The organism is Youxingia wuxianensis, assembly GCF_014385085.1.
Classification (GTDB): Bacteria; Bacillota; Clostridia; order Oscillospirales; family Ruminococcaceae; genus Youxingia; species Youxingia wuxianensis.
In genome coordinates this window covers 103,019-115,609 of the sequence record NZ_JACRTD010000003.1, presented here as the reverse complement: position 1 = coordinate 115,609, position 12,591 = coordinate 103,019, and the positions used below count along the sequence as shown (strand labels likewise).

Sequence of the window (12,591 nt, the reverse complement as noted above, 5' to 3'; positions counted from 1 at the left end):
GGTGTCAACGCCCTCAAATAGCCTATATACCTCTATATTCTCGTGATTTACGCCATATGTAGTCTCAGGTTTTCTCCTGCGGCGAGCTGGGATTCTTCCACCGGTTTCACCTGCTTAGATGATTCGCAGGCGATGCGGATACATACAGGGGTTGGAATAGAAAGTTCAGATACCTTATCCAGTCTGCCCCGCTGTTTATCAAGCGCAAATACCACTAAGTTATCGCTATCCTGATTGGCCGCGATTACATATCGGTCCGTAGGATCGATAATAAAATTACGGGGCGTTTTCCCTGCGGTTGAAACATTCATTAAATATTCCATCCGGCCGTCTGGTTCCAGATGATACATAGCAATCGTATCATCCCCTCTGTTGGAGCCAAACAGAAATTCTCCGTCCCGAGTGATATGCAGATCCGCACAGATATTCTCTGTCTTTTTCCCCTCTTGCAAGGTAGAAAGCGTTTGCAGATGGCGCAGAGCACCTGTCTCATTGGACCATTCCAGTACAGAAATACTAGAGGCCAGTTCATTGATTAAATAACAAATATCCAGGGAAGGATGAAATTCACAATATCTGGGACCAGCCCCGGGGGCAGCCTGGTATGGTGACGCTGGGGTCAAACTGTTTTTTTGGGGGTCGAATTGGTAAATCATCACTTTATCAATTCCCAAATCCGGCACCAGCACATATTTTCCTGACTTATCAAAAGTAGCGGAGTGAGCGTGCGGCCCTCTTTGCCTGCGAGGATCCGGCCCGCTCCCATGATGCTGAATAAACTGTGCCGCTTTTCCCAAGCCTCCATCTGGCAAAATCGGGTATAAACAGATGCTTCCACTCATAAAATTGCTTGCGACAATATGGCTGTCCTGGGGACTAACCGCCACATGACAAGGGTCGGTCCCATAGGTGGGCTGACGGCTTAACAAGGTTAAATTCCCTGTATCCGGGTCTACAGAAAAAGCGCTCACAGACCCGCTCTCTATCCCTCCATATTCTTTGAGTTCGTTAACCACATATATGGTTTTCTGCGTTTGTGATAGGTTTAAATAGGAGGGATTGTCGACATTTTTTATTAAACCGGTCTGGGTCAATCTGCCGGTATCCAAATCCATTTCTACTTGATAGATACCTTCTCCCTTACCGCACATTACCTCCCCTGTGCCAAACAGGATAGGCTGGGTATAGGTGCCTATATAAAAATTTACTTTATTTGTCACCTTATCCTCCTCGTACGGTAACATCACCGCACTCTTATACAGATTATAATTCCAACGGGAAGTGGGTTAATAGCTCAAATCCATCTTTTGTTACTACAACGTCCTCCTCCATGCGCATACCAATTACATCCGGAATGTACACATGAGGTTCCAGCGCCAATACCATACCTTCCTCCAATACTTCGTCGCTGAGCACATGTATAGTAGGAAGATCATGTAATTGAAGCCCTGTTCCATGTCCTGGATTATGAACAAAATTGTCCTTCCCACTGTATCCATGGTTGACGGCAATCTCTCGGGCCAACCCACAAATCTCCTTCACCGGCGTACCCGCCTTCACCAAACTCATCATGCCCTTTAACTGCTCACATACGATCTCCCACAGCTCTACCGCTTTTTCGGACGGTTTGCCCGCTGCCATGGTACGGGTCATATCGCAGAAATAGCCGTCCACATAAGCGTCCAGCTCAATTAGAGTGGTTTCCCCTTCTTTCATAACATGGTCGCTGGCAACAAAGTAAGGGTTGCGCTTTTAAAACCAGTCTCCGTCTCCGGATAATGTCCGAAGGCAAAATCAATACTTTTACTCCTGTTTTTTAGCCCTCTTCGCCATTTGGCAAGAGTACTACTTTAATGGCGTTCTCTTTTCTATGGATAAAAGTATCCAACGCCTCTGCAAACTGTTCTAAGGGAAACTTATGGGTAATCATATCCTTTACTTGAAGCTGACCGCTGCTCATTAAAGACAGTACCTTGGGACTGGTATTTGGATTTGCCCGAGAACCAAAAATAGCAATTTCATTGTGGGTAATATATTTAAATGGCAGCTCTTCCATCACTCCGTCGGTGGCTACCCCCAGCAGGGATACTTTACCGCCTTTTTTTACCATGCGCACCGCCTGATGAAACGTACCTTTTGCTCCGGAGCATTCAAACGCTTCGTCCACCCCTATACCTCCGGTAAGCTTCCTCACTTCTTCCACCGGATCATCGCATTTAGTGAAATCCACACAGGCATCCGCGCCTAGCTTTTCAGCCGCTACCAAACGTACGCCCCGGCCGACCATGATCACCTTTGCCGCGCCCATAAGTTTTGCAATTCTCATGGCGCTCAGTCCGATAGGACCCGGACCGATCACTGCAACGGCGCCGCCCGGCGTTATTCCTGCCAGCTCCACCCCATGGAGGGCTACTCCAGTGGTGTCACACATAGCCGCTTCCGCAAAGCTTACGTTGTCCGGCATCCGGGTAATACTGCGCACCGAATATTTCTGATATTGCCCATACGCGCCGTTGACAATAAATCCATAATGTTCATGCCCGGTTTCTACCTTGCCGTAATTCAAACAGATGGTATACCGCCCTTCTTTGCAATTACGGCAGTAGCCGCAGCCTTTATGGGCCTCCCCAGCTACCCGATCCCCAGGCTTAAATTCGTCCACTCCCTCGCCTGCCACTACTACCGTACCAGCCCATTCATGTCCGGCGGTAAAGGGATAGGAAGGCGGCCATGTGCCCGCCAGATCACCCCGGATAATTTCCGGGTCGCTTCCGCAGATAGCAACCGCGCCAATTCTGCACAATACTTCTCCAGGACCGGGTTTAGGCACCGGTACTTTCCGGATTTCAAATGTCCCCGGACCAGTCAGTACACATGCCTGAGCCTTTTGTGGAATGTTAAAAACCTGGTTCATCAATCTTTTTCCTCCCTGGTTTTAATAAACTTTACTGCGTTGATAATAAAATCATTGCGCAGTTTTTCCAGTTTCTTCATGTCCTTTACTTTCCAATCATAAAACCCTGTTCCGGTTTTATATCCCAGGTTTCCCTGATCTACCATTTCATGGAACAGAGAATTTGCCTGTTTTTTATCGCTGATTCCGGGAAGCACTGTATTTTGTACGCTGCAGCATAAATCTACGCCAACCGCATCTACATGTTCCAGCGGACCCCATACGGGGAAACGAATTCCCATTCCCATTTTTACAGCAGTATCTACATCTTCCGGACTTGCCAGCCCCATTTCCACAATGTTGGACGCTTCCCGGATCACCGCTTGTAAAATTCGATTTGCAAGCTGTCCCGGCAAATCCTTTTTTACGATGACCGGGGCTTTTCCCCAGGATTTTAGGGTGTCTCTTACCCATACGGCGGTTTCCTGGCTGGTCTCATCGCTCATCACAACCTCTACCAGCGGCACCAAATGGGCAGGAAACCAAAAATGGGCGGTCGCCAGGCGTTCTTTATGTACCGCAAACTTTCCTATCTCGGTGATCCGAAGTCCGGAGGTATTGCTCACAATGGGAATTTCCGGAGAAAGTAAACTGTCCAGCTGCTGAAACAGCCGTTGCTTTTGTTCCAAATTTTCCACAATCGCCTCAATGACAAAAAAAGCTCGTTCACATGCTGGAGAAATTTCCTCCGCAAAGCTTACAGCGCCTAAGGCCTTGTCCTTTTGCGCGGAAGTAATGAGCTGATTTTCGCACAGTTCCTTTAACAGCGCGCTCACCTGTTTTGGACCGGCCTGCCGGCCTGCCGGAGAAGTTTCCACTACAATCACACGGTTTCCAGCGGCGGCGGCTATAGCTGCGATACCGCATCCCATCCTTCCGCCGCCCACAATTAAAACGCTGTCTCTCATAATTCCTCCTATTCTTCCATGGAAAAAGCCATTTATCCCAAATATGATTACGTATTCATTTGTTTTTATTATACATCTTCGTCCCCCTCTGTCAATAAGACAATATAAATAAATATTTTTTATCAATTTTGTTGTTTTTAAATCAGATATAAATAAAATTTGTACAGTTTGTACTTCTTTTTAAGAATACGTATACATATTTACATCAAAAAACGCACAGAAAAGAATACCTTCTTTTCTGTGCGTTCAGCACATCTTCACGATTTAAACATATCTTTCTTCACCAGAATGATCGCCGTAATTCCACACAATACCAGCGAGATTACCAGCGGCATCCACACATACGGCACAGGCAGCCCTGCTACATTCATCCCATAAAAACCAAAGACAATATTGGGAATGGCCATAACAATGGTAATCGCAGTTAGCACCTTCATTACAATATTCAGGTTGTTGGAAATTACCGATGCAAAGGCGTCCATGGTTCCTGACAAAATATTGGAATAAATATTACACATCTCGATGGCCTGCTTAATCTCGATAAGTACGTCTTCCAGCAGGTCCTCGTCCTCTTCATACAATTTGATAATCCGGCCCCGCAGAATTTTTTCCAAGGTAATCTCATCTGATTTTAAAGATGTGGAGAAATAAACCAAAGATTTTTCCAAGCCCAACAACTGGATCAGCTCTTTGTTCCTCATAGATTGATGCAGGCGCATTTCCGTGGTAGAGGAGATCTTATCAATCTGCTTTAAGTACTGCAAAAAGCGCGCGGCCACCCGCAGCAGCGTCAGCAGCAAAAATCTGGTTTTTAGGGACGTCTGAAGCCCCTTTACCCGGCCTTCGCTCATCTCCCCAATCAACAGGTTTTCATTGAGACATACGGTAATCACATAGTCGTGGGTCATAATAATCCCCATTGGCACCGTAGTATAAAGAATAGTATTATTCTCATCCGTATCCTGTTCCGCCACAGGATAGTCCACAATAACCAGGGTCTGGTCCTCTTCGCTTTCAATACGGGAACTTTCCTCTTCGTCCAAAGCGGCTCTGACGAAATCTAGTTCTACGCCCAGATCCCCTGTCAGATAAGCAATTTCCGCCTCCGAAGGGCTTATCACTGAAATCCAGCAGCCGGTTTCAGGCGCATCAATTTTAATAATACGGTTATCCACCGTTTTATAAAAGTTAAGCATGGCGCTTACCCCCTTCTTTTACAGGGGGCAAAAACCGCTGTCTCCCCCTGCCTGTATTAATTTTTTTAAAATGCTGTTTCTACTCGGGCAACTTCCAGGGTCAGGGTTCACAACGACACCTCCATACCTTTTATTTTTATGATACTTTTATGGAGGAAACGAGGCACTTTTACTTAGTATTGCCTATTTCTCCATCTTAATCAGTATATCACATAATCCGCCGATTGCAAGCGTAATTTTACGTTACCGAGAACTACTTCTCCTTAAATTATCAAAACGGTCTTTAAAGGCCGTATTTGGTTCCAAACGCTCTATTTAAAACAAATAAAGGGGAACGGAAATGGTTCCCGTTCCCCTTTGTGCCGCTTATTTCTCTGTAAACTGAGCGTCAAACGCCTGCTGCGCCGCAGCACTGTCATCCGCTAATACCAGCATCACATAATTTCCATTGGCCGCGATCAACGGATTTTCAATTTTGGTCATCTCCCCGGGGACATAGTTCTGGAAGTTAAACGTCTGATCCTCCAGCCGTTCCTGGATAGCAGCCTTAATTTTTTCCACATCATCAGCAGTTTTTGCCTTGAATACAGCAACCTCTTCCGCGGTAGCGCCGGTACCCACATAAACCGCTTTGTCCTCCAGCTGGCTCTCTTCCAAATTATAAATATTGAAAACCGCATCCCCTTCCAACTGGGACAGGGAATCCTTAAAGGCGGTGGCTTCCACGACCGCACTGGCTACGTCGTTTACAAGGGGCTCCACCGAAGTCTCAGTGTCTTTTCCGCCGCATCCGGCAAACGCCGCCAAAATTATCACCACTGTTAAAATCGCTGCTAAACTCTTTTTCATACAAATAAAATCTCCTTAACTTACAGTATGCGTTTTTAGATACTCGAACCATTTTCTATAATAATCCGCATTGAAATGCATCCCGTCCGCTGGTGAAGCTTCCAAAGGCAATTCTCCCTTGTCATCTTTCAGCGCTTCCGCGATGTTGACAAAATACACCTTTTTTTCTCCACACAACTCAACCAAAGCCTCGTTATACTCATTAATGCGGTTATTATCCATATTATAATTATTTTCTGCCGTCACCGGGGTAATAGACTGTACATAGATAATACTATCCGGCTGCAGCTCCCGTACGTCGTCCAAAAAGCTGGAATACCTCTGGATAAAAGAATCCTTGGGCATATCTCTCACTTCATTTCCTCCCAGGAGAAGATATACCTTAGCGAACTGTTTCTTTTTCAGTCCATCCATAATGGTAATGCGCTCCCCGTCCTCCTGTTTGACTACGGCCTCTGTATAAATACTGGACAGGTTGATTCCCGTCCCTGCCAAAACCTCAGCGTTATCCATAATTTGATAAAGAGGGATGCCTGTGGTAATCGAATCTCCTACAAATACTGCGTCGTCAAAATAGCTGCTCTTTACTCGTTCGCTTTCCGGCACAGCTCCTTCGATTTGAGGAAGGGCCGGCTCCGGTTCAGGTTCCGGCTCCGGTTCTGATACAGGTTCCGGTTCCGGTTCGGAAACAGAACTTGACGGCTGCGCGGGCTGGGAAGGAGCAAGTTGATCTTCCTGCTGAAAATTCTGCCACAAAGCGGCGGCGCCCAAGGAAAACAAGGCAGCCAAAACAACCATGCCTATGACTACCCATACTTTGTTGCCATTATGACCGCGATTTATTTTAAAAGGCTTGTCCATTTTTATATGACTCCTCGCGTTGGAAAGTTTAATTAAATTTTATTATACCTCAATTAATTCCAAAATAAAAGACTCAAATTCCCATTGATTTTTTTCTCTTTTTTCGACACAGTTCGACCGGATTAAGATGAATATACGCAAAGTTATAAACACTTTCCACCAAGTTTTCCACAAAACAATTCTCCGATTTTATGGTCTTTCCCCCGACTTTCATCTTAATTTCAACAACTATTCCACATGAATATTCATCCTTTCGCTCTTCAAACTACTCCATTAGTGTCGTAAATTAGGAAAAATTATACGCCAAGTCATAACTTTTTTATGTTGCCTATAAAAGTAAAAGAAAATAATATTATTTGTAAATAGAAGCATTATTTTCCGCATTTGTGTACACTACTATTATGAGAGAATTGTGATGCTCTATTTTCAAAGGAGGTAGACCAATGAGAAAAATTTTATCCGCACTATTGGCTTTGGTTATGCTCATATCACTGAGTATGCCAGCCTATGCAGCCACATTCCCTTGGGATAAAAATGACGCCGCCGAACTGATCGCTGATTATGGTATCTATAGCAGTGACGGTGATCGTCTCATCGACAACAACAACGATGTGCTTCAGCCCGGCCAGACCGTCTACATTAAGCTGAATGACAAATATGAATATTTGACAGATAAAAATTTAATGACCATGACCCTGGATCGTGACAAAAATGGGAGTATGATCTCTTCCGCTAAAATTGTGGAGAAAAAATTTAATGGCAAACGTATTCCCTGTATTGAGATCGTTATCAAAGATACCACTACAGACAAAGAGCTGAAGGCGGAATTTAAGCTGATCTTTACCGCCAGAAAAAATTTGGTCAATGAAGCTCTGGACCCTACTCTTTTTGCAAATCTTGATACTTTAAGCAAGCTGGAAGTCTATTATAGGGGGAATACTCCTAATCTGTCCAAAAGCTACTGGTTTGTGGAGGCTAAAAATTTTACTCCGCCTACATCCGGAGACCTGACTGCTCTGAAAAACGAAACCGCCCGTCTCCAGCAGGCCTTGAAAGAAGCTACCGCTAATATAGATGCTGTGCTAAATTCTACGGTTTCCCCTCATAAATCCGCGTTAGATTCCGCTACCGCAGAGGTGGATGCCGCTTTAAAAGCCTTGTATGGAGAAAGTATGAATTCCTCTTCCCCAGCGGCTAATTCCCTTGCGGCTATCAAGGCTGCTAAGATGGAAGCTTTGAGAAATGCCTCTGCAACTATCGATCCTACCTACCAGCAGAACCACAACAAATATGTAGAGGCCTTTAATAAAGTAGGAGATACCGCCCTGGGAGCTACTCCCCCTTTTACCAGCGCCAACGGAAGTTTAGGCGCTGACTGGGCGGCAAAGGCGGAAAGCATTACCGCTGCGGGACTGGATGGGAAAATTTCAGCCCTGAACAATGCCTACGCCGCTCTTGATACTCAGGTACAAGCGTATAACAGCGCTGCCGCCGATCTTAGCGCGAAACTCACAGAGCTTCAGACCGCAGCGCAAAATATAGCGGCTCAGGCAGGAAACACGATTCCGGGTCAAGTAACAGCGGAGGTATATAACCAGTTGACTGGCGCTTACAACCAGGCGCTGAACAATTATACCGCTTCCAAAAACACGTTTGATTCTGCCCTGACAAACTACACCAGCGCCCTGAATACCTACGAAGGGACAAAAACAGCTCTAAACGGCAATATCCTTTCCGCAACCCCTTCCCAGCGTCCGGCTCAGTATCAAGGCACTACCTTTAATTATGCCGTCTATAACGCTGTGAACACCCCTAATATTACTGTCCCTGGCGCATTTAATACGTTAGATCCCGTACCCGCTGTCGTACCTGCTGCGGAAACAATGGCTATAACAGTCACTACTGCAATAACCCCATTGGTGACAGGGACCTCTAATCAAGGAAACGAAGGCTTGTTCGCTCAATTAAAAACCATTGAGAACGATATCGCCTCAGCGATTGCCGAACGAGAGGCCTATAAAGCTTACAAGGACGCCCCTTCCTCTTCCACTTCAGAGGAATACAACAAGTTGGCAGCTATCGCCTACGGCGATATCAACAACGCCCTCTTCCAAGGAACTCAAACCGGTTCCCAGGAGTTCTTGGATGCTCTGGCCGCTTGTAAGAATGTTGCCCAAAAAGAATCTGAGCTGGGGCAGCCTATTGCCGGCTACAACCGTCCGACAGGCAACAATAAGCCTACTGAAAGTAATGATCTATGGGATTCTGTATATAAGAACTTGACAGTAAGCGCAAATGAATTATATTCCAAAGAGGCGGCGGCAGCCAAAGTGTTATCCAAGGATTATTATGACCTGGGCGCTCCGATAGATTCTAATACCGCTTATAGCAATGCAAGCACCACTTCTCCTAGAGGGATTGAATATCGGGCGAAAATCGATTATATGAAATCCGCGCTGACGCTGGAAGCCTATGAACTTATGGGAGAGCAGCCTGCCGGTTATCTGAAAAAAGGCAACAGAATTTCCGTCCCGATCCGTCTCTATATTCAAAATACCAATCTGAACGGAGATAATGACATCACGATAGGAGAGGGCGGTATTGTAATCGTTCCTACAGAAAACGAGAAAAACATTGTCACCTGGTCTAATAACAACGGTGATGTCCTGGCCACGTTAACCTTTAAAGCGGATAGCAATCCTTCCGCTTTCTATCCTAAACTGAGAACCAAACTGGAAGCTGGACTTCGAAAAACCTTTGATAATTATGACGTTTATGTTCGTAATTTCGTAGGCAGTTCCACTATTGACAGTACTTCCCGTGCGGTATTGGATTTGAACAATCCATTCATTGATGAGGATGGGGAGGAAACCGTATCCCCCAATAAAATCCAGATTTATCAGGTGGTAGACGGTAAAATTGCAAAAGTGACTTCTTTGTTTGAATATACTACCAATGATAATGACGAGCCGGTGTTCCGTACCCGTGTACGTACTCTGGGACACTATATTATCTGTGCCGGCAATCCAAAAATCATCTATGACGCCGATGGCGACAAACTGCCAGACAAAAATAATAATGGGGGCAATAGCAATAACGGCGGCGGTTCGAGTAAACCGATCCCCAACACTGGCAGATAATACAATCAACAATAAAGAACCGGCAGGTATCTGCCGGTTCTTTGTTTATGAGGAAGGTTCTGTATCTAGTCGTTTCACCTCGGAAATAGTAACCCCAAAATATTTTTTAAAACTGGCGCTGAAGTAGTGAGGATTGGCATAACCCACCAGTTCGGATATCTCATAGGTTTTATAGTCCGTGGTCTTAATTAAGTCCAGTGCCGTATTCATACGTATTTCCAACAGATAATCAAAAAATTTGACGCCCATTTCTTTTTTAAAAAGCAAGCTTAAATAGGAATGGCTGATACCGACAAAAGAGGCTGTTGTTTTTAGAGAAAGCGATGGATCGCGATAGTTACATTTGATAAACTGTACCGCTTTCATAATCATCCGCTGATGATAGCTGGTTTGCTTGTCCTGAATATAATGGGAAACCGCTGTAATAAATTGCCGGAGCCGAAGGAAAATATCATCTATATGGGAGCAATTATAAAGTTGGGATACCATTTGCTCTGGATTTTCCCCATGCCCTGTCAAATATTCCGGCAGATCTGAATCATCCGCTTGCGCAATAATGCTGAATGCTAAATGGACTAGTTCCGCCCGTATTTGATCCAATGGAAGATAGTATCTGCCAAAGTATTGCCGCAGTTTCTGTGCTGCCGACTGCGCATTCTCGCAGGAATGGTAAAGAGTCGCTTTCACCACATTATCGATCAGCTGTTTCATTTTGTAAGTCGGGTTCTGCGTACTGCTGGGATAAGAAAAATCGCTGGAGAATACTACTTTTCCTTTTTGCAGCGTGTAATCATAATTGAGCACCCGCAAAATATCTTCATAAGAGCGGAAAACATGTTTTATTCCCATATCATAAATATTTCCAATAACAGCTATGCAAGTAAGTCCCAAGAAATCATGAAAGTAATGAACGATCTCTTCTCCTCTTTCCTGGAGCCAATTTTTCACTTGCATTTGATCTGGGTTATCGGTCACATGGATCGCTACAATTTCATTCTCTCCATAGTCCACCAGGCTGGTATTATTTTGAGAGGAGAACACCTTCCCACAATAAACAAGGGCAGACATCTTTGCTTTTTCTCTTTCATACTTTTCTTTCTCCCCATAATCACAGATACGAAATAAAGTCACCGCACAGTAGTGCCCAGAAGGAATGGAAAACAAACTCATTTTTTCCGAAAGGGTTGATCGGTCATATCGGTTTGTCAAAAGGCTGATTAAAAAATTCTGTCTAAGTAAAGGGATACTTTCCTTGAGCAATGTTTCCACCTGGGCGTCTTTGATCACTTGGGCCACTGCGTCCTTTAATACTTTTAATAGATTTTCGCTTTCAATAGGTTTGGTAAGATAAGAAAATGCTTTATGTTCAATTGCCTTCTGGGCAAAGTGAAATTCTTCATGTCCGGAGAGAAGAATAACCTTAATATTAGGATAATCTTGTTGGAGTATCTCACACAATTCTATGCCGCTGATCAGCGGCATTTTTATATCGGTGATCACAATATCTGGCCGATATTCTTCCACTAGCTCCAGACCTTGAATCGCGTCCTTGGCCACGCCACATAGGATAAACCCATTACCCTGCCAATCGATGGTTTGGCTGATTCCACGACAGATGATCGTATCGTCATCAATTAAAATCACTTTATGCATTTATTCTTCCTCCTCTTGGGGAACTGCCGGAGGCTGTGCTCCCTGCACTGGGATAATTACCCGTACTGTAGTACCTTTTTCTATTTCACTTTCCACCGATAGGCCATATTCTTGCCCGTATTGAAGTTTCAGTCGGGTATTGACATTTTTCAAACCGTAACTTTGGCTGGTATGGACCTGAGTATCTGTCAACATTCTATGAATCCCCAAAAGGGTTTCCTTGTCCATCCCGGCACCGTTGTCCCGAACCTCCAGGATAACATTCTCCCCTTCCCTCCTGCCATATATGACTATCCTTCCAAACTCACGCTTGCTTTTAATTCCATGATAGATGGCATTTTCTACCAGTGGCTGCAAGGTCAATTTGATGATAGTATTGGATAAAACAGTTTCATCCACCTGGATACTATAGCAGAAATCCTCTTCATAACGCATCTGCTGGATCCTCAGATAGCTTTCCACATGGGAAATCTCCTCCTTGATAGGAATAATCTCTCGTCCGCCGCTGACACCGATACGATAAAAATTCGCAAGACCGCTGACCATGGCGTTGGCATTTTCCGTTTCTCCCAATTCGCACAGTTGTTTGATAGCAAACAGCGTATTATACAAAAAGTGTGGTTGTATCTGCGCTTGTAAGGCGGATAGTTTACCATTCCCGTGGGACTTAGCTATATGCGCGGGCAGTATGCGGTAGCTTAGGCTATCCGTATCAACATGAGCTAGGAGCATTATGTAAAATGTTTCCTAACGTCTATCTCAATATGTGTTGGGCACATAGTATTTCTCCAAAATCCGCCCGCGATAGTCTTAGTGAATAGCTGGAAAATGTCCCCTTGACTAAAATCTTTGCTTTTGGAGGGGATTGCAATTTTTCAGACGAGGCTTATGGTCATCAGGTTCTTGCCCGCAAGCAGGTGGCATTGGTGCTTTCTCAAAAGATGGAGGATGGGCTTTTCACCTCATCCCAGGCGGAAAAGATTGCTGAGGATCTGTTTTATGGGAACGCCGCCCGACTTTATCATATTTAA

At 44.8% G+C, this 12,591-nt stretch carries 10 protein-coding genes and 1 pseudogene; 2 read left to right on the top strand and 9 right to left on the bottom strand.

Annotated features, from left to right (window positions below):
- Positions 1–47: 47 nt before the first annotated feature.
- The 7 genes and pseudogenes from H8705_RS04840 to H8705_RS04810 form a co-directional block, all read right to left on the bottom strand.
- Positions 48–1,220, bottom strand: a complete 1,173-nt coding sequence (locus tag H8705_RS04840; RefSeq protein ID WP_262394696.1) for a lactonase family protein — start codon at positions 1,218–1,220, stop codon at positions 48–50.
- A gap of 43 nt (positions 1,221–1,263) precedes the next feature.
- Positions 1,264–1,728 (bottom strand): annotated as a pseudogene (locus H8705_RS04835) (M24 family metallopeptidase); the annotation flags it as partial.
- 88 nt (positions 1,729–1,816) lie between these two features.
- Positions 1,817–2,914, bottom strand: coding sequence for a zinc-dependent alcohol dehydrogenase (locus H8705_RS04830; RefSeq protein WP_262394695.1), 1,098 nt, complete (start codon positions 2,912–2,914; stop codon positions 1,817–1,819).
- Positions 2,914–3,861: a 3-hydroxyacyl-CoA dehydrogenase family protein gene (locus tag H8705_RS04825; protein WP_262394694.1), complete on the bottom strand. Its 948-nt coding sequence runs from the start codon at positions 3,859–3,861 to the stop codon at positions 2,914–2,916. Before H8705_RS04825 ends, H8705_RS04830 begins: the two co-directional genes overlap by 1 nt.
- Before the next feature lie 257 nt (positions 3,862–4,118).
- The gene (locus H8705_RS04820) at positions 4,119–5,057 is read right to left on the bottom strand and encodes a magnesium transporter CorA family protein (RefSeq protein WP_262394693.1); all 939 of its coding nucleotides are present in this window, start codon (positions 5,055–5,057) and stop codon (positions 4,119–4,121) included.
- A 366-nt stretch (positions 5,058–5,423) separates the two neighbouring features.
- Positions 5,424–5,906 carry a DUF4358 domain-containing protein gene (locus H8705_RS04815; RefSeq protein WP_262394692.1) on the bottom strand — a complete coding sequence of 161 codons (483 nt, stop codon included), beginning with the start codon at positions 5,904–5,906 and terminating at the stop codon, positions 5,424–5,426.
- Positions 5,907–5,921: 15 nt separating this feature from the next.
- A complete protein-coding gene (locus tag H8705_RS04810) occupies positions 5,922–6,767 on the bottom strand; it encodes a GDSL-type esterase/lipase family protein (protein ID WP_262394691.1) in 846 nt (281 codons plus the stop codon).
- A gap of 443 nt (positions 6,768–7,210) precedes the next feature.
- Between H8705_RS04810 and H8705_RS04805 the strand changes: the two genes are divergently transcribed.
- Positions 7,211–9,907: a hypothetical protein gene (locus tag H8705_RS04805; protein WP_262394690.1), complete on the top strand. Its 2,697-nt coding sequence runs from the start codon at positions 7,211–7,213 to the stop codon at positions 9,905–9,907.
- A gap of 45 nt (positions 9,908–9,952) precedes the next feature.
- On the opposite strand, the gene H8705_RS04800 is transcribed toward H8705_RS04805, so the two are convergent.
- The gene (locus H8705_RS04800; RefSeq protein ID WP_262394689.1) at positions 9,953–11,560 is read right to left on the bottom strand and encodes a response regulator transcription factor; all 1,608 of its coding nucleotides are present in this window, start codon (positions 11,558–11,560) and stop codon (positions 9,953–9,955) included.
- Complete coding sequence (locus H8705_RS04795; protein ID WP_262394688.1) at positions 11,561–12,292, bottom strand: sensor histidine kinase; 732 nt, start codon at positions 12,290–12,292, stop codon at positions 11,561–11,563. It abuts the gene before it with no gap.
- A 104-nt stretch (positions 12,293–12,396) separates the two neighbouring features.
- Here H8705_RS04795 and H8705_RS04790 point away from each other — a divergent pair, with 104 nt between their 5' ends.
- The gene (locus H8705_RS04790; protein WP_262394687.1) at positions 12,397–12,591 is read left to right on the top strand and encodes a hypothetical protein; all 195 of its coding nucleotides are present in this window, start codon (positions 12,397–12,399) and stop codon (positions 12,589–12,591) included.